At 66.4% G+C, this 22,829-nt stretch carries 20 protein-coding genes; 5 read left to right on the forward strand and 15 right to left on the reverse strand.

The annotated features are described in order from the left end of the window. Positions 1–41: 41 nt before the first annotated feature. A complete protein-coding gene (locus CR156_RS08465; RefSeq protein WP_089241062.1) occupies positions 42–1,817 on the reverse strand; it encodes an EAL domain-containing protein in 1,776 nt (591 codons plus the stop codon). 4 nt (positions 1,818–1,821) lie between these two features. Further along, positions 1,822–3,924 carry a sensor histidine kinase gene (locus CR156_RS08470; protein ID WP_100552490.1) on the reverse strand — a complete coding sequence of 701 codons (2,103 nt, stop codon included), beginning with the start codon at positions 3,922–3,924 and terminating at the stop codon, positions 1,822–1,824. A 143-nt stretch (positions 3,925–4,067) separates the two neighbouring features. Here CR156_RS08470 and CR156_RS08475 point away from each other — a divergent pair, with 143 nt between their 5' ends. After that, complete coding sequence (locus CR156_RS08475) at positions 4,068–6,827, forward strand: bifunctional diguanylate cyclase/phosphodiesterase (RefSeq protein WP_100552491.1); 2,760 nt, start codon at positions 4,068–4,070, stop codon at positions 6,825–6,827. Positions 6,828–6,987: 160 nt separating this feature from the next. Here CR156_RS08475 and CR156_RS08480 read toward each other — a convergent pair whose 3' ends face one another. The 7 genes from CR156_RS08480 to CR156_RS08510 all read right to left on the reverse strand — a co-directional run bounded on the left by CR156_RS08480 (position 6,988) and on the right by CR156_RS08510 (position 11,959). Beyond that, positions 6,988–7,515, reverse strand: a complete 528-nt coding sequence (locus CR156_RS08480; RefSeq protein ID WP_100552492.1) for a hypothetical protein — start codon at positions 7,513–7,515, stop codon at positions 6,988–6,990. A 65-nt stretch (positions 7,516–7,580) separates the two neighbouring features. Further along, positions 7,581–7,796, reverse strand: a complete 216-nt coding sequence (locus CR156_RS08485; RefSeq protein WP_100552493.1) for a hypothetical protein — start codon at positions 7,794–7,796, stop codon at positions 7,581–7,583. A gap of 98 nt (positions 7,797–7,894) precedes the next feature. Then, a complete protein-coding gene (locus CR156_RS08490; protein ID WP_100552494.1) occupies positions 7,895–9,085 on the reverse strand; it encodes a methyl-accepting chemotaxis protein in 1,191 nt (396 codons plus the stop codon). Between the two features lie 163 nt (positions 9,086–9,248). Continuing rightward, the gene (hflD, locus tag CR156_RS08495) at positions 9,249–9,863 is read right to left on the reverse strand and encodes a high frequency lysogenization protein HflD (protein ID WP_100552495.1); all 615 of its coding nucleotides are present in this window, start codon (positions 9,861–9,863) and stop codon (positions 9,249–9,251) included. Continuing rightward, positions 9,860–11,002, reverse strand: coding sequence for a tRNA 2-thiouridine(34) synthase MnmA (gene mnmA, locus CR156_RS08500; RefSeq protein WP_100552496.1), 1,143 nt, complete (start codon positions 11,000–11,002; stop codon positions 9,860–9,862). The genes hflD and mnmA overlap by 4 nt, the downstream gene beginning before the upstream one ends. Next, positions 10,999–11,460, reverse strand: coding sequence for an NUDIX hydrolase (locus tag CR156_RS08505; RefSeq protein ID WP_089241080.1), 462 nt, complete (start codon positions 11,458–11,460; stop codon positions 10,999–11,001). Before CR156_RS08505 ends, mnmA begins: the two co-directional genes overlap by 4 nt. A 1-nt stretch (position 11,461) precedes the next feature. Then, positions 11,462–11,959, reverse strand: coding sequence for a hypothetical protein (locus tag CR156_RS08510; protein WP_100552497.1), 498 nt, complete (start codon positions 11,957–11,959; stop codon positions 11,462–11,464). A gap of 113 nt (positions 11,960–12,072) precedes the next feature. Here CR156_RS08510 and clpS point away from each other — a divergent pair, with 113 nt between their 5' ends. Then, positions 12,073–12,399: an ATP-dependent Clp protease adapter ClpS gene (gene clpS, locus CR156_RS08515; protein WP_025879127.1), complete on the forward strand. Its 327-nt coding sequence runs from the start codon at positions 12,073–12,075 to the stop codon at positions 12,397–12,399. A gap of 113 nt (positions 12,400–12,512) precedes the next feature. Here the strand turns inward: clpS and CR156_RS08520 are convergent, their stop codons facing one another. Beyond that, a complete protein-coding gene (locus tag CR156_RS08520; protein ID WP_100552498.1) occupies positions 12,513–13,325 on the reverse strand; it encodes an APH(6) family putative aminoglycoside O-phosphotransferase in 813 nt (270 codons plus the stop codon). A gap of 138 nt (positions 13,326–13,463) precedes the next feature. Between CR156_RS08520 and clpA the strand changes: the two genes are divergently transcribed. After that, the gene (gene clpA / locus CR156_RS08525; RefSeq protein ID WP_049467362.1) at positions 13,464–15,746 is read left to right on the forward strand and encodes an ATP-dependent Clp protease ATP-binding subunit ClpA; all 2,283 of its coding nucleotides are present in this window, start codon (positions 13,464–13,466) and stop codon (positions 15,744–15,746) included. A gap of 72 nt (positions 15,747–15,818) precedes the next feature. Here clpA and CR156_RS08530 read toward each other — a convergent pair whose 3' ends face one another. The 3 genes from CR156_RS08530 to aat form a co-directional block, all read right to left on the reverse strand. Next, positions 15,819–16,214 carry a hypothetical protein gene (locus CR156_RS08530; RefSeq protein WP_100552499.1) on the reverse strand — a complete coding sequence of 132 codons (396 nt, stop codon included), beginning with the start codon at positions 16,212–16,214 and terminating at the stop codon, positions 15,819–15,821. A 203-nt stretch (positions 16,215–16,417) separates the two neighbouring features. Continuing rightward, the gene (infA, locus tag CR156_RS08535) at positions 16,418–16,636 is read right to left on the reverse strand and encodes a translation initiation factor IF-1 (RefSeq protein WP_005409596.1); all 219 of its coding nucleotides are present in this window, start codon (positions 16,634–16,636) and stop codon (positions 16,418–16,420) included. Positions 16,637–16,722: 86 nt separating this feature from the next. Next, positions 16,723–17,463: a leucyl/phenylalanyl-tRNA--protein transferase gene (aat, locus tag CR156_RS08540; RefSeq protein ID WP_100554114.1), complete on the reverse strand. Its 741-nt coding sequence runs from the start codon at positions 17,461–17,463 to the stop codon at positions 16,723–16,725. Between the two features lie 71 nt (positions 17,464–17,534). Here aat and CR156_RS08545 point away from each other — a divergent pair, with 71 nt between their 5' ends. Further along, entirely contained in the window at positions 17,535–18,803 is a 1,269-nt protein-coding gene (locus tag CR156_RS08545; RefSeq protein ID WP_100552500.1) for a hypothetical protein, read from the forward strand. Between the two features lie 59 nt (positions 18,804–18,862). On the opposite strand, the gene CR156_RS08550 is transcribed toward CR156_RS08545, so the two are convergent. Beyond that, positions 18,863–19,987 (reverse strand): GNAT family N-acetyltransferase, encoded by a 1,125-nt coding sequence (locus CR156_RS08550; RefSeq protein WP_100552501.1) that lies wholly within the window; start codon positions 19,985–19,987, stop codon positions 18,863–18,865. Between the two features lie 191 nt (positions 19,988–20,178). Between CR156_RS08550 and CR156_RS08555 the strand changes: the two genes are divergently transcribed. Beyond that, positions 20,179–21,687 carry an N-acetylmuramoyl-L-alanine amidase family protein gene (locus CR156_RS08555; protein ID WP_100552502.1) on the forward strand — a complete coding sequence of 503 codons (1,509 nt, stop codon included), beginning with the start codon at positions 20,179–20,181 and terminating at the stop codon, positions 21,685–21,687. Positions 21,688–21,807: 120 nt separating this feature from the next. Here the strand turns inward: CR156_RS08555 and trxB are convergent, their stop codons facing one another. Next, entirely contained in the window at positions 21,808–22,779 is a 972-nt protein-coding gene (gene trxB, locus CR156_RS08560; RefSeq protein WP_025877237.1) for a thioredoxin-disulfide reductase, read from the reverse strand. Positions 22,780–22,829 lie beyond the last annotated feature (50 nt).

Below are 22,829 nucleotides of genomic sequence, written 5' to 3' on the forward strand. Positions count from 1 at the left end.
AGCAGCTGCCGGCCAGCGGCCGGCACTACCCGTGTGCAGGTTCAGCGCAGCGGTGACCGATCCTCGCCACCATCAGCCGGCTCGGCGGCAACCGGCCCACCGTTGCTGCGTCGCTGTTCCTCGTACGTGCGGAACGCCTGGTGGATGTGCTTGCGCAGCTCGTCGTCGTTCCATGGCTTGGTCAGGAACCGGTAGATCGCACCGCGGTTGATCGCATCGGTCACCGTGTTCAGGTCGGTATAGCCGGACAACACCAGACGGATCGTGTCCGGGTACAGCATCTTCACCCGGCCCAGAAACTCGGTGCCGCTCATGTCGCTCATGCGCTGGTCGGACAGGATCACCTGCACGTCGTTGATGGCCAGCAGATCGAACGCATCGCGCACGTTTCCTGCCGCCAGGATGCGGTACCCATCGCGGCGGAACAGGCGCACCAGCGAGCGCAGCACGTTCTCCTCGTCGTCCAGCAGCAGCAGGGTGCGGTCCGGCCGGGTTTCGGCAAACGCCTCCGGTCGCAGGTAACGGCGGCGCAGGGTCATGCCGGCGGCGTCGGCCGACATCGGCTCGCCGAACAGGTAGCCCTGGAACACGTCGCAGTCGTTGCGGCGCAGGAAGCCCAGCTGCGCCTGCGATTCAACGCCGTTGGCGATCACCGTCATGCCCAGCTGGTGGCCCATCGCGATGATCGCGCGGGCGATCGCCGCTTCACGATTGCCGGCCGGCGCGCTCTTGATGAAGCTGCGGTCGATCTTCAGCTTGTCCACCGGGTAGCGCACCAGTGCACTCAGGCTCGAATCGCCGGTGCCGAAGTTGTCCAGGCTCAGGCTGATGCCTTCGTTGCGCAGGTTGGCCAGCGTTTCGTGGACGAAGTTGACGTTGTTGGTCAGCGCGCTTTCGTTGATCTCCAGCGTCAGCATCTGCGCCGGCACGCCCGACGCCTGGATCACGCCCATCACTTCGGCAAAGAAGTTCGGCCGCAGCAGCTGCAGGGTGGATACATTCACTGCGATGGTGAAGTCATCGAAGCCCTGGTCGCGCCACAGCCGGGCCTGCTTCAAGGCACCTTCCAGCACCCATGTGCCGATCTGCACGATGATGCCCAGGCGCTCGGCAGTACGCATGAACCGCTCCGGCACCAGCATGCCCAGGGTGGGCGACTGCCAGCGCAGCAGCGCCTCCATGCCCACCACGTGGCCATCGCGGGCGCTGACCAGCGGCTGGTAGCGCAGCTTCAGTTCGCCGTTGGGAATCGCATCGACAATCTGCCGCGCGATGATGCTCTCGCTGTGCGCGCTCGGCGGCGTGTCCACCGCATGGATGCGCACCGCATTGCCACCTTCGCGGGCGGCCTGGTACAGCGCGTCCTCGGCATGGTCCAGCAGGCGCGAGGCGCTGCTGGCATGCTCCGGGCACAGGCTCACGCCCAGCTTGCCGGTCATGAACAGCGTATAGGGCAGTACCGAAAGGGGCAGCTCCATCTGCTGGCGGATCTCTTCGGCGAAATCCTCGGCCAGTGGCAGATCGGCGGTGCGCGGCACGGCGATCAGGAACTCGTCGCTGCCATGCCGCCACAGCTTGCCGCGTCCGCGCAGGTAGGACTGCAGGCGCTGGGCGACCAGCACCAGGGCCTGGTCACCGACCTCCGCGCTCATGTTTTCATTGACCGAGGCGAAGTGATCGATGTCCACATGCATCAGCATCAGCGCGGTGCCTCCGGAAGCGGCTTCGGCGACCATCGCCTGCAGCTCGGGGTTGCCGGCGCCGAGGCGATCAGGCGCATCATCGATGCTGACCGGGGGCAGGTTGGGGTTCCACATGGGCTCAGTATTCCGCTGACTCGACGGCCGCGGTAACAGCGGCCTGGTAAGGAAGGTGGACATCGACGAGGGTACCGGCGCCATGCGCCGACTCGATCCGGACATGGCCACCCACGCTCTGCGCACGCTCGCGCATCACGATCAGGCCCAGGCCGCGCGGGCCATCCGGATCGAACCCTTCGCCATCGTCACGGATCATCAGGTGCAGCCCGCGCTGGTCGACGTCGCGCAGCTGCAGCACCACCTGGCTGGCGCGCGCGTGGCGCAGCGCGTTGGTCAGGCTTTCCTGGGCGATGCGGAAGCACGCCTGTTCGATGCTGTTGTCCGGGCGCGTGGGCAGCGATTCGATCTCGGCCTGCAGCTCGACGCTGGACGAGCGGAACAGCACGCGCGCCTGCCAGCTCAACGCGGCTTCCAGGCCCAGCGCATCCAGCTGCGGCGGCCGCAGCAGGGTGGAGATGTCGCGCAGCTTGGCGACGGTGGTATCGGCCAGGCTGACGATCTGCGCCAGGTCCTCGCCGCGCCGTTGCGCATCGTCCTCGTCCTGCGCCGCATAGGCCGAAAGCTTGATCGCGGTGATCGCCTGGCCGATGTCATCGTGCAGGTCGCGCGAGATTGCCCGGCGCTCGTCTTCCTGCAGCGAGAACAGACGACCGGCCATCGCCTGCAGCTCGCGGTTGCTGGTCTCCAACGCGCTGCGGGTCTGTTCCGATTCGCTCAGGTCGCGCACGATCAGCAGTTTGCAGTCACGCCCGCCGTAGCGCACGTCACCCACCGCAAGGCCGGCCTGGAAGCTGCGGCCATCGGCGCGCTGCATGGCCAGCACGCTGCTGTGGCCCGGGCTGTGCTGGGGCTGCCCAGCGCGCATCTGCGCGCGCAGCCGGGCCAGATCGCTGCCTGCCACCAAGGCTGACAGCGGCTCGCCCAGCAGCGTGTGGCTGCCGTAGCCGAACAGGCCGGCCGCCCACGCATTGGCATACAGCACATGTTCGTCGGACAGGATCACCACACCGTCGGGCAACACCCGCACCAGCTCGCGGAACTGCTCCTCGCGTTCGCGCAGCAGGCGCCGTGACTGCTCACGTTCGGTCACGTCCTGCAAGGTGCCCAGGATCCGGTCACGGCCGGCCTCATCCACACCGCTGGCCGCACGCAGGTGCACCATCAGCGCGCGGCCATCCATTGCCAGTACCGGCAGCAGCACATCCACCTGCACCTGCTCGCCGGAGCACAGCCCGGCCAGCACCTGATCGGTCTGTGCGGCGGTAGCCGGGTCGGCTGCCACCAGCAGTTCGTCGAAACGGTGCCAGCGTCGCGCCTCGGGCGGGCGACGGCCCAGCAGGCGATAGACCTGGTTGGAGTAACGGCCCTGGCCGGTGGACGGGTCCAGTTCCCATGCGCCGATCCGCGCCAGTTCGTGGGCTTCTTCCACCCGGGCCAATGCCTGGTCGCGCCGAAGCTGCGCCAGGTCTTCGGCCGTGCGGTCGATGGCGATCAGCAGGCGCGCCGTGTGCCCGTCGTAGTCGATCGCGTTCGAGCGCAGTTCCATCTGCCGCAGGCTGCCATCGCGCAGCTGCAACTGCGCACGCAGGATGCACAGCTGCTCGGGCGCCTCGCGGATCTCTTCCAGCTTGGTCTGCAACGCCTGGTCCTGGCCCGGTGGCCAGAGCACGTCGATGGTCTGCGTCAGAAGCGCGTCGCGGTCCCAACCGAAGGTGCTGCAGGCGGCCGGATTGGCATCGAGGATGGCCAGCGTGTCCAGGTCATAGACCAGGATCGGGCCGGGGTTGCCCTCGAACATCTGCCGCAGGCGCAGCTCCGAAGCCTGCAGGCGGGCATGGGTGTGCAGCACGTGCTCGGCCAGCGGCCGCAGCAGCAGGTACAACAGGCCTGCGCTGGCCAGGGCGAAGAACGCTCCCTTCATGCTCTGCCACAGTGCCGCCTGCTGCGGGTCGGGCACCAGCGCTGTCACCGCGCCGTCTGTGGCGATCATCCAGGCCAGCGCCATCGCCAGGTAGCTCAGCACCACGCGCCGACGGTCGCGCCCCAGCGCCTGCGCCATCCGCGGGTCGGGAACAGGGGCAGTGCCGGTCGGTTCTACGGGCATGGACAGGGCAGGCAGGAGGGCAGGGAAGAGGGGTGCCGGTCATCTTACCGCGCAGGTGTGCCCTGGCCACTCAATTATCCGCCGCAGGCGCCGTTAACCACTGCGTGCCCCGCTGTCGGGCGTTTCATCCGGAGCAAGATCGCGTGGACCAAGGGATCATCGCCAGCCTGCTGCAGCATCCGCTCGCCTCGGCGCTGGTCATCGTCGACCGTAGCGGGCGCCCGCTCGCGGCCAATCCGGCCGCGCGCGAGCATGGCCTGCCGGCTACGGTGGCCGCCTACGCGCCGATGCTGGAAGACCTGCGCCTGCTGGCCGCCGACGGTGGCATCGTCGCCTGCACGCTGCCAGGCGGCCCACGCGGCCACTACGATGGCCACCTGCGCGCCGTGCATGACAACAGCGGCAACCTGCTTGCCTTCACCCTCAGCGTGCCCGAGCCGGTGCCGATCGACGGCGGTGGCCGCTGGGAACTTGCGCTGGACAGCGCCGGCCACAGTCTGTGGGACTGGGACATCCCCAGCGACCGGGTGGCCCGCACGCCCGCGCTGGGTGAGGAAACCGCCACCCAGATTCTAGCGCGCGTGCACGCCGACGACATCACCCAGGTGCGTGCCGCGCTGGATGAACACCTGCAGGGTGGCAGCGAGCAGTACAGCGCCCAGTTCCGCTTTCGCCAGGCCGATGGCCAGTGGCGATGGGTGCTGGACCGCGGTCGGGTGGTGGCCCGTACCGCCGATGGCCAGCCGCTGCGCATGGTCGGCACCCATACCGACATCGAGCAGCAGAAGCAGCTGGAAGCCATGCTGCAGGAGCAGCAGCTGCACCTGCGCGAAGCCCAGCGCATCGCCAGCATGGGCAGCTGGTCGTTCGATCCGCACAGCCGCCACTTCTGGTGGTCGCCGGAGCTGCGCTCGCTGCTGGCGCTGCAGCAAGGCAGCATCCCGGGGCAGCGACGCTGGCTCAAGCAGCTGCACCCCCGCTCACGCGGCGCACTGCGTGCCGCCTGGCGGCGCCTGTGGCGTGATGGCCGCGCCGCCAACATCGAACTGGAACTGACCCGCGGCAACGAACCCTCCCAGCACCTGCGGCTGTGGATGCAACCGCTGCTGGACATGGACGGCCAGCCCAAGCGCTTGCTGGGGCAGGTGCAGAACATCACCGAACAGCACCAGACCGATGCGCTCATCCGCTGGCGCACCGAACTGCTCAACCGCGTATCCGCGCTGGGCCGCATCGGCGGCTGCGAGATCGAAGTTGCCACGCGCAACATGCAATGGACCGAGGAGTGCTATCGCATCCACGGCCTGCGCAAGGAACCGATCACCCTCGACCAGGCGCTCGCACTGTACGCCGAGGATTCGCGTGCGGCGTTCGAAGCGGCGCTGGGGCGGATTGCCGGTGGCGGCCTGCCCGAGCAGCTGGATCTGTGCTTCTACCGCCAATCCGGCCTGCGCGTATGGGTGCAGGTGCTGATCGAACTGGATCGTCGCGATGGCCTGCCGCCACGCTTCGTGGTCCTGTTCCGTGACATCACCCGCGAGCGTGAAGCCAACGAACGCATCGAGCTGCTTGCGCACTACGATCTACTCACCGGGCTGCCCAACCGGGTTCTGCTGGGTGAGCAGACGTCCGAGGCCATCGAGGAGGCGCGCGATCGCGGCACCTCACTGGCCATGCTGTTCATCGACCTGGACGGCTTCAAGAACATCAACGACAGCTTCGGCCATGCCACCGGCGATGCGCTGCTGAAGGCCGCCGCGACCCGCCTGCACCAGAACCTGCGCAACAACGACCTGTTCGGCCGTTTCAGTGGCGACGAGTTCATCGTGGTGCTGCGCGACCTGGCCGAGCCGGAAGATGCCGGGCACGTAGCGCGCAAGCTGATCAATTCGCTGGCCGAACCACTGCGTCGCGGCGATACCACCTTGAAGGTGGGCGCCAGCGTGGGCATCGCCATGCTCGGCGAGAGCCAGACCGACTTCGATTCGCTGCTGCGCGCAGCCGACGCGGCGATGTACGCGGCCAAGGAAGCCGGTCGCAATACCTATCAGTATTACAGCCAGGACGCGCTGGCGCGGATCCAGCGGCGGTTGGAGATCGAGCATGGCCTGCATGGCGCCATCGAGCGCGACGAGTTCAGCCTGGCCTATCAGCCGCTGCTGCACGCCCATCACGGAGAGCCGCCGGCAATAGAAGCGCTGCTGCGCTGGCATCGCCCGGGCATCGGCTACTGCAGCCCGGCCGAGTTCATTCCTATTGCCGAGAAGTGCGGCGAGATCGTCCGCATCGGCGACTGGGTGTTGTCCGAAGCCTGTCGCCAGGCGGCAGCATGGGACCGTGCCGGCCTGCATTTCGAGCGCATTGCGGTAAACGTGTCGGCGGTGCAGCTGCGTGATCGCGGCTTCGCTGAGCGGGTGATCGAAATCTGCCACGCGCACGGCTGGCCGCCGCAGCGGCTGGAGCTGGAACTGACCGAATCGGCGCTGATCCGTGACACCGACATCCTGCGCCACTGCTTCGATGTGCTTGAACGGCATGGCGTGCCGCTGGCGGTCGATGACTTCGGTACCGGCTTCTCCAACCTCAACTACCTCAACCGCTTCCCGGTTGGTCGCCTGAAGATCGATCGCAGCTTCGTGCAGGGCATGCTGCATGATTCCGGTACCGCCGAGGTCACCCAGGCCATCGTGCACCTCGGCCACGCGCTGGGCATGAAAGTGGTGGCCGAGGGCGTGGAAACGCACCAGGAAGAAGACATGCTGCGCCGGCAGGGCTGCGACGAGATCCAGGGCTACCTGTACTCGCGCCCGCTCAGTCCGCGGGACCTGGCGCAATGGCTGCGCCAGCAGCACGCCGCACCCGGCCGCACCGATGCCGCCAGCGAAGTGGTGCTGGCGCGCTGAGGCGCCACGACCCTGCCTTGGTGGGTGCCGACCGTTGGTCGGCACTGATGTCGGCACGCGCGATCATCCACGCATGGCGTGGATCTACACTGCTCTGGTAGATGCCGACCTTGGTCGGCATTGATGCCTGCACGCGCGATCATCCACGCATGGCGTGGATCTAGTGCGGCGCGGCAACCAGCCTCTGCGGAAACTCGGACCGCAGCCGTGCGCGCACCGCTTCGACCACGTTGGCATAGCGTCGCCGCTGGATGTAAAAGCCCATATAGAACAGCAGCAGGGCCACCAGCATCGGCGACGCCGCCGGGCGTACCAGAATGATCGGCACCATCATCAGCGTCAGGCCCAGCGCGAACCAGCTGCACAGCCCGACCACCCGCACCTCCCGGCGCCGCGCGTCGAGCATCACCCGGCCGCGCATCAGCGGAAAGTAGCGACCGCCGAAGCTGGGTGCGAAGCTCTCGCGAAAGGCGACACTGCCGTCCGGCAGCGCGCGGAACACCAGGCGAAGCCAGGTATCGGTCGGCAGGTCATGCTCCAGGCCGGCCAACGAAAGCTGGGCCAGTTCGGTCGGCGTAGCGGCGATGCGTTGGTTGAACAAGGCGATGCCGGTACGGAAGAAGAACGGCGCCCACATCACCAGCAGAAGGACTTCGACCAGCAGCAAGGTAATCAGTGCGATGGCCATCGGTCTTCCATGAACAGGACCGGCGCATCATGCCATGGGGAGCTTCATCCACGCATGGCGTGGATCTACTTCAACGCACTGCCATCCAGCCCCAGGTCCCACGCCAACCCCAGCAGGTCGTCGCCGGCCACAGCGGGGGCGGGGCGCGCATCAGCCAGCTGCTGCAGCTCCTGTATTTCTTCGCGGGCCACCTCTTCCAGCTGCCGCAGCTGCTCACGTACGCTCGCATTGCGCGGGCGTTCGTTCTCGTTGATCGGGGGCAGGGCGCGGATCAGGGTCATGGTGCGCTTGCAGGATGCATCCAAAGGCGGGTCACACGCAAAGGCCCCGGCAGAACCGGGGCCTTGCACGCTGCCGGAAGAGGCAGCGGACATCAGGATCAGAACAGCTCGACCGTACCGGCGCCCATGCTCTGCTGGGCAACCGGCTTGTGCGGCGGGCGTTCCCATTCGCTGCGCAGTTCGCGCAGGCGGCTGCCGGTGCGCTGCAGGGCCGAGGCGATTTCCTCGTCGAACACGCCGCCGTTGCGGTGCAGCAGTTCCTGCAGGGCCACCGCTTCGCGGTTGATTGCGGTCAGGCGGTCCAGGTGGGTATGTACGCCGCCCAGCGCCTGGGTGGCGATGTCCTCGAACTGCAGGGCGCGCACGGCTTCGGCTACGCTGCCATCGATCGAACGCGCGCAGTCGGACACTTCGCGCATGCCGTCACCCAGCGACGCATTGATCTGCGCCACGTTGTCCAGCATCGCCGCGGCTTCCTGGCGCGCTTCACGGGAGCGGTCCATATCGCGCGAGGCCATGTGCGAAACCGTCTCGCGGACCTTGGCGATGGCGTCCTTGGAGCTGTGTGCCAGCTTGCGGATCTGCTCGTTGAAGGTGGTCGAGCGCTCGGACAGGTTGCGTACTTCGTCGGCGACCACGGCGAAACCACGACCGGCTTCACCGGCGCGCGCAGCTTCGATGGCGGCGTTCAGGGCCAGCAGGTTGGTCTGGTCGGCAATCGACTTGACGTCTTCCAGCAGCGCGAAGATGCCATCCAGGTGCTGCGCCATCTGGTCGATGTGCTGCACGGTGGTGCTGCTCTGGCCGCTCACCTGTTCCAGCGCTTCCACCAGCTGTTCCATGCGGTGGCTGGCGTGCTGGGCGAAGCGGGCAACGTCGAGGCCAGCGCCGCCTTCGTCACCGGCGCGGTCGACGATGCGCGACAGCGCCTGGCTCTGCTGGCGCGACTTGCGGTTCATCGCATCGAAGCTGCCGCCGAGGCTGGAGACGGCCTGGCGGATCAGGTCGCGGGCGCGTTCCACTTCGCCACGCGAACCGTCGATCTCGTTGCCGACGAAGTTGCGCAGCTCGGTCAGCAGCTGGTCCTGCTCACGCAGGACACGGGCATGTTCCGGGGAACGGTGCGCCTGGGCGCGGGCGGTCCACCACGCAAAGCCGAGCCAGCTCAGCGTCATCGTGGTCAGGATCGCCCAACGCAGGGCGACCGGCCATTCGAAACCGATGGCGAAGGGGAGCAGCAGGGTCAGAGCCAGGGGGGCGGCCAGACGGATGAAAATGCGTGAGTACATGGACGTTCTCGGGAGGTGCACGGAGGATGTATCGGCCGTACCCCCCTTCTCTTTAACGTCGATGTGCTCCGAAATGCATTCTGAATGCGCCGGTTTTCCGGCGCGCCCGGGTGGTCTGGGGTCAGGGCCCTATCCCTGCAGGAAAGGGATCCGACCCCGCACTTCAGGCCAGCTGCCGGTCCACGGCCTCGACCATCGCCTTGCGGCTGAGCAGGAAATCCCAGTAGCTGCCACCCAGCTGCCGCCACAGCACCGCGGCGCGCACGGCGGCCAGCAGCAGTGCACGGATCTCGGCCACCACGCCGGCCTGGCCCAGGTAGTGCGGGTTGCCCTGCACCATCACCCTCGGCTTGAGGTGGCTGATGGTGTCCGCATACAGGCCGCCCAGCGCGGCCAGTACATCCGGGTGTCCGCTGTCTCCCAGCGCGGCGGCCTGCTGCTGGGCGCGCTCGATACCCGAGGCGACCTTGTTCACGGTGGCCCCGTCCTGCACGAACCGGCGCTCCAGCTGCAGCACCGACAGGGCCAGCTTGGGCAGGATCGGATCCTGGCCCTGGCTGCGGAAATGGTTGTGCAGCAGGCGCAGGCCGGACTTCAGTGCGTGCCGATCACCAAACACCGCCTGCGGCGAGGACGCATCGATGCGGAACACGCTGTCCACGGCGGTGCGCACGGCAGCGGCGTCGGAATGGCCGGTATCGGCGATACGGCGTACCTGCTGCAGGGCCTGGGCAATGCCGGCCAAAGCCAGAACGCGGTCGTCGACAGTGAAACTCATGCAGCGAGTACCTCAAAAGGGGAAGGGGTGGTGCGCAGGCGCTGTTCCAGCGGTGCGTCGGTGGCGGCGATCACCGCGCCACCCAGGCAGATCTCACCGTCATACAGCACCAGGGATTGCCCGGGGGTGACTGCACGCTGCGGCCGGGCGAACGAAACCTGCACGCTGCCGTCGTCCAGCACGTCCACCGTGCAGGGCTCATCCGGCTGCCGGTAGCGGGTCTGCGCGGTGCATTCAAAACGCCGTGCCGGCGGCGCACCGGCAATCCAGTGCGCGGTCTCCGAGCGCAGCCGGTTGGACAGCATCCACGGGCTGTCACGGTCCTGGTCCACGTACAGCACGTTGCTGGCCACGTCCTTGCCGACCACGTACCAGGGGGCGGCAGGGCGGCCGCGCACGCCGCCGATGTTCAGGCCTTCGCGCTGGCCCAGGGTGAAATAGAAAACGCCAGGGTGTTCAGCGATCACGCTGCCATCGCTGGGGTCCAGGATCTGCCCGGTTTTGGCCGGCAGGTAGCGTCCCAGGAACTCGCGGAAATCGCGCTCGCCGATGAAGCAGATGCCGGTCGAATCCTTCTTGGCGTGGGTCGGCAGGCTCACGTCGCGAGCAATCCGGCGCAGGTCGCTCTTTTCCAGATCGCCAATCGGGAACAGCGTGGCCGCCAGCTGTTCCTGCCCCAGCTGGTGCAGGAAGTAGCTCTGGTCCTTGGAACGGTCGGCGCCACGCAGCAGCAGCCACTGATGGCCGCGCTGGGCAATGCGCGCGTAGTGCCCGGTGGCAATCCGCTCAGCGCCCAGCTCGCGGGCAGCATCGAGGAAGTGCTTGAACTTAACCTCGCGGTTGCACAGCACGTCCGGGTTCGGCGTGCGGCCGGCGGCGTACTCGGCAAGGAAGTGTTCGAACACCCCTTGCCAGTACTCGTTGGAGAAGTCGCGGAAATGGAACGGGATGCCCAGCAACCCGCAGACAGCCACCGCATCGCGGCGATCATCTTCAGCGCGGCAGTCACCGCTGCCGTCGTCGGCCCAGTTCTGCATGAACAGACCGGCCACGGCCTCGCCCTGCTGTACCAGCCGCCAGGCGGCCACGGAGGAATCCACGCCGCCAGACACGCCAACCATCACCCGTGGGCTGCTCATGCGACCTCCCGGACCAGTGCAAGCGGGTAGCGCTGGCCGGCCAGGTAGTCGGCCAGCACCTGCCAGACCAGCGGGCTGCGCTGGCGTCCGGCGGCGGCCTGCAGTTCGGCCGGGGTCATCCACAGCGCCCGATCGATGCCGGCATCCAGCGGCCGCGCCGGGTCGTGCGAGACCGGGCGCGCGGCATAGCAGAAGCGCAGGAACGGGGTGCCGTCAGCGGCGGTCCATTGGTAGCAGCCGATGAAGGCGGTCAGTTCCACTGTCCAGCCGGTTTCCTCGACGGTCTCGCGCAGGGCGGCGGCAGCCAGGCTTTCGCCCGGCTCCAGGTGCCCGGCCGGCTGGTTCAGCACCTGCCGGCCTTCGATGGTCTCTTCAACCAGCAGCACCCGGCCGCCGTCGACCACCACGGTGGCGACAGTTGCGTGCGGTGCCCAGCGCGGGTCCGGCGAGGTGTTCAACTCAGAGGTCGTCCTTCTTGGTCAGCTCCAGCTCCATCGCATCGGCGGTGCGGATGGCCGCATCGATGGCGTCGCTGAGCTGGTCGGAGGTGGCGTCGGCATCGATCTTCACCACGAACATCGCGGTCGACTCCTGCTTCACCCAGCCGCCCATCTTGGCATCCTGCGAGTCTTCCAGCAGGCGGTTGGCCACGGCCACCGGGAACTGCTTGGTCTGCGAGGTATAACCCGGCGACCAGATCTCACGGATGTTGTGGGTACCGAAGTCTTCCACCGACGAGCGCACATAGACGATCTGGGTGCGATCGCCTTCGACGTCGAACACCATCTGGTAGTCGCCGTCTTCATCCACCTCGTAGGTGTAGCCCAGCTTTTCCAGATGACGGGCAACGGCCTTGTCGGCCTTCGCGCTGTCAGTGGTGGTCGCAGCGCCAGCAGCGCCAGCGGTGCCAGCGGCAGCCAGGGCGATCAGCAGGGCGGAGAGAAGGGTCCTTTTCATGAAGATCCTGTGAAACCAAGAGTGTGGGAAGGTGCAATTGTGACGGCGGGCGTCCGTGCCGTCCATTCCGCGCAAGGCCGACGCAGGACCGTCTCACCCCTTATAATGGACCGATGCCTCGCGAGTCCGCCCCCGATTCCCACCACGAGCACGGCGTTGCCGTGGAGCCCGCGCGCCCGGAAGTGGCGCCGCCGCCGTTCTATCAGGTCATGCTGCTCAATGACGACTACTCCCCGATGGATTTCGTCGTGGACGTCCTGCAGCAGTTCTTCAACATGGACCTGGACAAGGCCACCCAGGTGATGCTGCATGTCCACACCCGTGGCCGTGGCGTCTGCGGTGTGTTCACCCGCGAAGTGGCCGAAACCAAGGTGGCCCAGGTCAACGAGTACGCGCGGATGAACCAGCATCCGTTGCTGTGCACGATGGAAAAGGCCTGACCGCCCACGATCTGTAGAGCCGAGCCGATGCTCGGCTGCTTTCTGCCCGGGCGTATCGACCCTGGATGGAGCGTGCCCACCAAGGTGGGCACCTACCAGGGCAGGCAGAGGGTTCACGCCTCCGCCAGCGCCTGCAAAGCCATCCCGGCTACCGCCTCATCGATGTCGGCCGGGTCGCCGTCATCCCGGAACCACACCGCTGACAGCCCGGCACTGGCCGCGATCCAGCGCAGCAGCCGCGTGCGCTCGATATCAGCCAGCCGGCAGACCTGTTCCAGCCGGGCATGGAAGCGCTCTGGCCGGGTGGCCACATGGATGCCCGGCCCGCACAGGTCCGGGTTGCTGAACATCGTGGTGTAGTCGAACGCACGGTCACCCAGCAGCCGCTTCGGGTCGATCGCCAGCCAACCCCGTGCGCCGAAATCCAGCACGTTGTCGTGGTGCAGGTCGCCATGCAGCGGCCGTATCTCCTGCTCGTCCTCCAGCAGTGCCATCGCCAGCGATCTGCACTGTTCCAGCAATGGCGGCAGCGGTGCCCTTGCCTGTAGCAGATCGGCGAACCATCTACGCAGGCAGACCAGATCTTCTGGCGGTGCGCTCCGTGGCCGGTGCAGCTGCTGCAGGACCTGGCACAGGATCATGGTGCAGGCGTCGTCCTCGCCCTTGATCGAACGTTGCCGCAGCGAGTCGCCGTGCGCCCGTTCGATCAGGATCGCCGGCCCCTCGTGGGCCAGCAGGCGTGCGGCACCGTCGCCGTTCCACCAGCGCAGCAGGCGATGGCCGTTCTGTTCCTCTGTCTCCGTGCTCACCTTCAACATGGCCGCCTCGCCAGAGGCGGTCAGCACCGGCCAGAGCCGGGCATGGGGGGTGCGGATCGAAGGACCATCACGTCGCAATCGCCAGCGGCTCAGGTAGGGTTCGCTCATGGTGAGGGTGCTGTCCTGGAGTGAACGATGATCAAGCGGTTCGCACTGCTAACGCCATCTGAACGTCGCAATCCGCTAGGGTGATGGAAATCGCGTAGTCAGGCCGCATATTGTCCCCAACTGCCGCCGGAGTAATCCATGTTCAGCAAAGACCTCGAACACACCATCGGCCAGTGCTACAAGCGCGCCCGTGAGGCCCGACATGAGTTCATGACGGTCGAACACCTGCTGTTGGCACTGCTCGACAACCCGTCCGCCCAGGCCGTATTGAAGGCCTGTGGCGCCGACGCCGACCGCCTGCGCCAGGAGCTGGAGCAGGCCATCGAGGCCTCCGTGTCCCGCCTGGCCGAAGATGATGGCCGCGATACCCAGCCGACCCTGGGCTTCCAGCGCGTGCTGCAGCGGGCCGTGTACCACGTGCAGTCCTCCGGCAAGAAGGAGGTCACCGGCGCCAACGTGCTGGTCGCCATCTTCGGCGAAAAGGACTCCCACGCCGTCTATTACCTCAACCAGCAGGATGTCACCCGGCTGGATGTGGTCAATTACCTGTCCCACGGCATCGCCAAGCTGGGTGAGGAGGGCGAGCAGCCGTCCTCGTCCGAGGGCGAGGGCCGCATGGAAGGGGGCGAGGGCGAGCCCAAGGGCGATGCCCTTACCGAGTTCGCCAGCAACCTCAACGAGCAGGCCCGTGCCGGTCGCATCGACCCGCTGGTGGGCCGTGCCGACGAGATCGAACGCACCATCCAGGTCCTGTGCCGCCGCCGCAAGAACAACCCGCTGTACGTGGGCGAGGCCGGCGTCGGCAAGACCGCGATTGCCGAAGGCCTGGCCCGACGCATCGTTGAAGGCTCGGTGCCGGACGTGCTGGCCGATGCGGTCATCTATTCGCTCGACCTCGGCGCGCTGGTGGCCGGCACCAAATACCGTGGCGACTTCGAGAAGCGCCTGAAGGGCGTGCTGACCGCGTTGAAGAAGGTGCCCAATGCGGTGCTGTTCATCGACGAGATCCACACCATCATCGGCGCCGGTTCGGCGTCGGGCGGCACCATGGATGCCTCCAACCTGATCAAGCCGGCATTGGCATCGGGCGAGCTGCGCTGCATCGGCTCGACCACGTTCCAGGAATACCGAGGCATCTTCGAGAAAGACCGGGCGCTGGCCCGTCGCTTCCAGAAGATCGACATCGTCGAGCCGACCGTGGGCGAAACCTACGAGATCCTGCAGGGTCTGAAGTCCAAGTACGAAGCGCACCACGGCGTGACCTACGCCGATGAAGCGCTGCAGGCCGCCGTCGACCTGTCGGTCAAGCACATTGCCGATCGCCTGCTGCCGGACAAGGCCATCGACGTGATCGATGAGGCGGGTGCCCGCCAGCGCCTGTTGCCGGAAGGTCAGCGCAAGGAGCTGATCGACGTCGAAGAGGTCGAGGCCATCGTCGCCAAGATGGCGCGCATCCCGGCCAAGCAGGTCAGTGCCACCGACAAGGATGTGCTGCAGCACCTGGAGCGCAACCTGAAGATGGTGATCTTCGGCCAGGATCCGGCCATCGGCACCCTGGCGTCGGCCATCAAGCTGGCGCGTTCGGGCCTGGGCAATCCGGAAAAGCCGATCGGCAACTTCCTGTTCGCCGGCCCCACCGGTGTCGGCAAGACCGAGGTGACCAAGCAGCTGGCGCTGCAGCTGGGCATCGAGCTGGTCCGATTCGACATGTCCGAGTACATGGAGCCGCATTCGATCAGCCGCCTGATCGGTGCGCCTCCGGGCTACGTCGGCTTCGACCAGGGCGGCCTGCTGACCGAGAAGATCGTCAAGACGCCGCACTGCGTGCTGCTGCTGGATGAAATCGAGAAGGCGCACCCGGACATCTTCAACATCCTGTTGCAGGTGATGGACCGCGGCGTGCTGACCGACACCAACGGTCGCGAAGCCAACTTCAAGAACGTGGTGCTGGTGATGACCACCAATGCCGGCGCGGCGCAGGCCTCGCGGCGCTCGATCGGTTTCACCAAGCAGGACCACGCCACCGATGCGATGGAGACCATCCGTCGTGCGTTCACCCCGGAGTTCCGCAACCGCCTTGATGCGGTGGTGCAGTTCCAGCCGCTCGGCTTCGAGCACATCCTGCGCGTGGTGGACAAGTTCCTGATCGAGCTGGAAATGCTGCTGCAGGAGAAGCACGTCAGCCTGTCGGCCACCCCGACCGCGCGCGACTGGCTGGCCCACCACGGCTTCGACCCGCTGATGGGCGCCCGCCCGATGGCGCGGGTGCTGCAGGACAAGGTCAAGCGCCCGCTGGCCGACGAGCTGCTGTTCGGCAAGCTGGTCAACGGCGGCAAGGTCAGCATCGACGTGCGCAACGACGAGCTGGTTGTCGAGGCGCAGGCCGAGCCTGAGCGGCTGTTGCCGGCCACGGTGGAATAAGCGTCTGCCGGGCACTGCCCGGCGACGGAGGCAACGACAGGGCGGCTCAGGCCGCCCTTGTCGTGTCAGCCTTCAGCGGCTGCGCTGGCGGGCCATGCGCTGGAAGGTGGCAGCTTCGAGGGGCTCGATCCGCTCGACCGTGCAGCTGGCGCGGTCGGTTTTCAGCACGCTGCGCGAACCGCCGCACAGCTGGTTGCTCTCGCCCTGGGTTTCAAACGCCAGCCGGCGCGAGGTCACGGCGCTGTTGCAGGAGGCGGTGAAGATGACGCGGTAGTGCTGGTCACCATTGCGCAGCAGCACATCGCGATCGGCGCCGGCGCGCACGATCTGCTGGTCCTCACTCAACGCAATGCAGCTGTCGCCGGTGGTGGCTGGCGGCGTGTCGGCGGCCTGGGCGGCGGGAGCGATCAGGGCGGCAGCGATGAGTGCGAGAGCGGCGAAGCCGGCGGGCAGGGAATGCATGTTCATGGCGGGGGCAGGGGGTGGCGATCCGGACTGGATCGGGTGCCACGATGACGCCGCCGGTGCGAATGCGAATCTGCCGCAAGCATGGCTGACCGATGTCACGGTGCATTCGGTCAGGGTGCCGTCCGGCAGGGCCGGATTTCAGGCATGACAAAAGGCCAGCGTCCAGGGCTGGCCTTGTCGGGGTGGCGCAACGCGCCAGCCGCTTACTTCATTCGGTAGGTGATACGACCCTTGGTCAGGTCGTACGGGGTCATTTCAACCTTGACCCGGTCACCGGTGAGGATGCGGATGTAGTTCTTGCGCATGCGGCCGGAGATGTGGGCGATGATTTCGTGCCCATTTTCCAGACGAACGCGGAAAGTGGTGTTCGGCAGCGTCTCGCTGACGGTGCCCTCGAACTCGATGGAATCGTCTTTCGACATGTAGTCCTGTGCGGTTCAGAAAACGGCCACGTTGGGCCTAAGGCGCAGCATTTTACGCGTCAAACGCCCAGCTTGCAAAGATTGCGTTATTCCCCGGCAAAATCCGCTGCCGGCACGCGCCCGACCAGCTGAGTCCAGGCGCCTTCCCGGCCCGGTGCCTGCACCGCGCTGCGGACCTGTTGCAGAAACGGCGCGCGCGGCAGGTGCTCCGCCCCCATGCGCAGCAGGTGCGGGTTCTCCACCTGCGCATCGATCAGTGGCCAACCCCAGCCACGCAGTGTCCGCGCCAGTGCAGCCAGCGCCACCTTGGAACCGCCGCTGGCGCCACTGAACATGCTTTCGCCGAAGAACATCGCACCGATGGCCACGCCATAGATGCCACCGACCAGCGTCTGCCGGTCCCACACTTCGAAGGAATGCGCGAATCCCAGGTCGTGCAGCTGGCTGTAGGCATCCACCATCGCCGGGCTGATCCAGGTGCCGTCCTGGCCGGGGCGGGGCGCGCTGGCGCAGGCGCGCATCACCTGGCTGAAAGCGGTATCGGCGGTCACTTCCCAGCGGCTGCCGCGCAGTTGCCGGCGGAACCTGCTGCTCAGGTGCACACCGTCGGTACGGAACACCATGCGCGGGTCCGGCGACCACCACAGGATCGGCTCGCCCTCGCTGAACCACGGGAAGATGCCGCCGGCATAGGCGTTGAGCAGGCGCAGCGGATGCAGGTCGCCGCCCACGGCCAGCAGCCCGTCGGGTTGGCGCAGGGCGGTCTCGGCTGGCGGGAAGGGGGCATCCGGCGCATCGGCCAGGCGCCAGGGAAACTGACGGGTCATGCCGGCATTGTATTCGTCGTGGCGATACGCGATGTCTGGCACCATCACGCTTCACCGGCAAGGAGCCCCGCATGAGCGACCCCATCACCGCCATCCTCGATGCGTACGATGCGCCGCGCACACGCAATGACAGCCTGGGCATGCTGTTGACCCTGGCCAGCGAAGACCGCCCCCTGCTTGGCGAGCTGCTGCTGCAGGCGCTGGAGCGCCGCTCGCCCAGCTCCGCCTTCCTCGATACGGCGCTGGATCTGCTGCCGGATGAAGCTGTCGCGCCGGTCTGTATCGATGCCTGGCGGCGCTATCGTGACGGCGAGCGCAGTGAGCTGCTGACCAGCGTGCTGGAGTTCGCCAGCTACCAGGCGCCGCAGGTGCTGCAGGAGGACTGGGACGCGCTGCTGGCGGTTGCCATCGAGGATGACATCCAACTGGCCCCGCAGGTCTGGCAGGCACTGCCGCCGCCGGTCGCGGCGAACTGGGCGCATCGGTTGACCGAGGCCGATGACGATCGCGAACTGGAGCGCGCCAAGGCAGTGCTGTTGGCCAACCAGCCGGAAACCCATGCTGCCGCGCGTGGCTACCTGGCCGACTGGAGCGATCTGGATGCGCAGGTCTGGGCGCACTGGGCGGGCCTGGCCGATGGTCCCCGGCTGCACCGCCTGCATGGCCAGCAACCGCTGCACCTGCGTTTCGGAAGCAGGCAACATCGTGCACAGGTGGCCGAAGAGCCGGGCTGGCGCAAGCGGATCTGGCGGCTGCACCCCACCTGGAATGGCGGTCAGGTGCAGCATGCGGGGAGCATGGGCGGCCCGCTCGACGCCGTGTGCGGCAGCTGCCATGCACCGCTGCAGCGCCTGCTGCAGACCGACACTGCGGCGCTGGAAGAGGGAGCGGCCGGCTCGATCACCCTGGGCCTGTGCCTGGACTGCTGCGGCTGGGAAGATCCGCCCGTGCGTTTCTATCGCCACGATGCGGACGGCGTGCCCAGCTGCCACCCCAGCCAGCACCGTGAGGTGCCGATCAATCCCACCGACAGCGGGGACCTGATGCAGGCCGACGTCGGTCTTGCCGCGATGGACAGCCCTCGCTGGCAGCAGCAGGACTGGGGCCAGTCCAATCATCGGCAGAACCTGTCGCGCGTGGGCGGCGCGCCGAGCTGGGTGCAGAGCGCGCACTACCCGGCGTGCATCGACTGCGGCGAGCAGATGCCTTTCGTGATGCAGCTCGACTCGACGTTGCCGACCACCAATGAAGGCATGTTGCTGTGGGGGAGTGGCGGCATGCTCTACAGCTTCTGGTGCGCGAAGTGCCGGGTGAGCGGGCATTTCTGGCAGTGCACCTGAGCGCAGTGCCCTGAATTGCTCTGGTAGATGCCAACCTTGGTTGGCACGCTTCTCCGACGCTACGGTTCCGCACGAAACGGGCTATGCCCCTGCAGCTCCTGCTGGTAGCGCCGCACATCCCGCCGCTCCTGCCGGCACCAGTCGCGCAGCGCCTCGGCAAACTCCGCATCGGCCACCCAGTGCCGGCTTCGCACGATGGTCGGCAGGAAGCCACGCGCCAGCTTGTGCTCACCCTGCGCGCCGGGCTCGAAACGGGCTATCCCCTCGCGCAGGCAGTATTCGATGCCCTGGTAGTAGCAGGCCTCGAAGTGCAGGCCGGGCAGGGTGGCACCGCCCCAGTAGCGGCCGTACAGCGTGTCGCCACCGCGCAGGCACAGCGCGCCGGCGATGGGTTCGCCGTCCTGTTCGGCCAGGAACAGCACCAGTCCGCGCCCCAGTGAAATCGCCAAGTGGCGCAGGAAGGCTTCGGTCAGCGCTGGCGCGTTGCCGTATTCCAGGAACGTCTGCAGGTAGAAGCGGTACATCGCCTGCAGATCGGCGCGGCTGGCTTCGTCGCCATGCACCACCCGGAAGCTGATGCCCTGGCGGGTGACCTTGGCCCGCTCCTGGCGGATGTTCTTGCGGTGCTTGTGGTTCATGGCGCCGAGGAACTGCTCGAACGTGCTCCAGTCACCCGGGTTCTGCCACTGGAACTGGATGTCCTCGCGCAGCAGCCAATCGTCACTGAAGGCCGTTTCGTCAGCCACCGTGTGGAAATTGATGTGTGCCGACGACACGTCGAGTGCGGGCATCTGTTCGCGCAGTGCCGTCAACAGCGCAGCGCGCTGCGAATCGTCACGGGCCAGCAGGCGCGGGCCGGTCACCGGCGAGTACGGCACCGCGCCGAGCCACTTCGGGTAGTAGTCGCGGCCGTGGCGCGCATAGGCATTGGCCCAGGCGTGGTCGAACACGAACTCGCCATGCGAGTTGGTCTTCAGGTAGCCGGGAGCGGCGCCGACCAGGGTGTCACCGTCCCACAGGGTGAAGTGTTGCGGCTGCCAACCCCAGTCCTCGCGCAGGCAGCCGTGGGTTTCCAGGCCGGACAGGAAGGCGTGGCTGACGAACGGGTTGCGGCCGTCGTGCAGGGCATCCCAGTCGGTGGCGGGAATGGACTGCAGGGAGTCGAGGAAGCGGGCGGTGGGCATGAGGGGAAAGGATAGGGCAGGACGATCGCGAACGGTGTTGGCGGAAGCGGATTGGTTCGTTCTGCCTGAGGGTGAGGAAAGTTCGAATTCTGCGTTGATGTGCGCGTGGTGCCGAACTCCAGCGCGGTGACGGGCCAGGGTGTGTTGCGTCGCAGAAGCGGTGCATTCATTTCACGCATGGAGTAGCCACAATGAACCGAACGCTTCGCTCTGTAACACTTTCCGTGCTGCTGTCCCTGTTGGGGGGCGTGCTTATGACCAGCCCTGCGCAGGCCGCTGAATCCCGCCCCCCGATGGAGCAGGACGCGGGGCTCAACATACTCTTGACTCAGAAGGCGCGCGACATCCTCGAACGCGTCCGTCTCGTCGATGGGCAGGCGCGGAGCCGCCGGGTCGAGGTGTCAGCGGATATCGCCAACGGTGTTGTGACCGTGGCCTTGGATCGGAACTTCCTGCCTGCCGATTACGGACCGTCGTTCGAGGATCAGAGAAGCGAGATCAGTTTTGGGCTGCTGCATTGGGCCGAGCAGGCGGCTCCGTTCAGTCGTGTCATTTTTCTGTATGACGGAAAAGAGGTCGAGCACTATTTTCCTGCTGTGCAGGAGGCGGATAGCGCCGCCCGCGAGGTGCGGCGGAAACGACGAGAAAGGTCAGGAAAGGGCGCTGGGATGGCTTTCGTTGCCGCTGGGCACGGCTATTTCTACAGTCACAGATCGAACGACTGGGTGACGTCTCGTCCAGAAGTTCATGGCGTTTCCGAAGGGATCGTAACCCCGTCGTATGCAGACGAGCTGAAGCAATTGATCGAACAACGAAGCCGAATGCCGGCTGTTCGTCCCCGTGTACAGCAAGGGGGTGGTCTGGTTCACCCGCCCAGTGGAAAGGAGTGGTGGACGATGGCCGCGCGCTATGCAATAGCCGAACAATATCCCGGCAATGTCGCGATCTGGAATACCTATGCGGGCAGCACCCTGTGGGATAGGGAGGAACGTGAGGACATCAATAGTCGGCCGCTTCTGGCCAATCATATTGACGCAGAGGTGGCCATCCACCTGCACAGCAACGCAGAAGCGACGGGGAACGTACGCGGAGCGCGTGTCATCGTACAGCCGGGACAGGCGGAGGATGCGGCGTTGGGGCGGAGCGTACTGTGTGCGATGAAGGAGGTTGTCCAGGCGCAATCGGGCTACGAGTCCTTCGCCGTCGCTCCTGATGTGCATTCCGACAACAAGGGCGAGAATCGAGAGGCGCATATGCCATCGATCATCGTGGAGACCGCCTTCCACACGAACTCGGATGACGCCAAAGCGCTTCTCGACCCAGCCTTCCGGTCCGCCGCGATGAAGGGCGTTGAGAAGGGCTATCGGTTGTGGGCGGCCGGGAAGGCATGCGAGCCGCTGGTGCTAAACGCGATAGCGGATATCGATGTGCCGGTTCAATCATCACGAGCCTTTGATCTTGGCTATCTGGGCAACCCCCAGCATCCAGTGGTCGCGCAGTTCTCGCTGGCGTCCTGTTCGGAGCCTGGGGCCTGTACGCCGTGGGAAGCAACTTTTGATGACCCCGCGACGCCGATGACGATCGATCTTGCCTGCAATGGCTCCAGCCCCGGCATTGCGCGCTGGAGTGTGGTGCTTCGGGACGCGGACGGCGTTGCAGCGCCACCGGTCGAGTTCCAGCAGAGTTGCGTGCAAGCCTGAAGGCGAACGGGGCATTGCCAGGCATGGCCTGGCACTACTGAAAAGAAAAGGCCGGCGCTCTCGCGTCGGCCTTTTGTCTAAGTCGAGCATTGCTCGACTCTACAGGAGCGGATTCACCTCTCAGCTGGCCTTGCCCTGTGCATCCAGGTAACGCTCTGCATCCAGTGCGGCCATGCAGCCGAAGCCGGCCGAGGTGATCGCCTGGCGGTAGTGCTGGTCGGCCACGTCACCGGCGGCGAACACGCCTTCCACCGAGGTCTGGGTAGCGTTGCCGCCCAGGCCCGAACGGATTTCCAGGTAACCGTTGTTCATGGTCAGCTGGCCGTCGAACAGCTGGGTGTTCGGGTGGTGGCCGATGGCCACGAAGAAGCCGTGCGCGTCGATGTCGCGGGTGCTGCCGTCCAGGGTCGACTTCACGCGCACGCCGGTCACGCCGGCCTCGTTGCCCAGCACTTCCTCCACCTGGTGGTGCCAGACGGTTTCGATCTTGCCGGCTTCAACCTTGGCGAACAGCTTGTCCTGCATGATCTTTTCCGCCTTCAGGGTGTCGCGGCGGTGGACCAGGTAGACCTTGCGGGCGATGTTGGACAGGTACAGCGCTTCCTCCACGGCGGTGTTGCCGCCGCCGACCACGACCACGTCCTGGTCACGGTAGAAGAAGCCGTCGCAGGTGGCACAGGCGGAGACGCCGCGGCCCTTGAACTCGTCTTCGGTCGGTATGCCCAGGTACTTGGCGGTCGCGCCGGTGGAGATGATCAGGGCATCGCAGGTGTACTCGTGGCTGTCGCCGATCAGCTTGAACGGGCGCTGCGACAGGTCCGCGGTGTGGATGTGGTCGAAGATGACCTCGGTCTCGAAGCGCTCGGCGTGGGCCTGCATGCGCGCCATCAGGTCCGGGCCCATCAGGCCATGGGCGTCACCCGGCCAGTTGTCCACTTCGGTGGTGGTCATCAGCTGGCCACCCTGCTGCAGGCCGGTGATGACGACCGGCTTCAGGTTGGCGCGGGCAGCGTAGACGGCAGCGGTCCAACCGGCCGGGCCGGAACCGAGGATGACAAGACGCTGGTGGCGGGAGGGCAGGCTGGTGCTCATGTAGACTCGCGAAAAGGTAGATGGGACAAGGCGCGGCGATGTTTGCACAG

Source organism: Stenotrophomonas lactitubi (assembly GCF_002803515.1).
Classification (GTDB): domain Bacteria; phylum Pseudomonadota; class Gammaproteobacteria; order Xanthomonadales; family Xanthomonadaceae; genus Stenotrophomonas; species Stenotrophomonas lactitubi.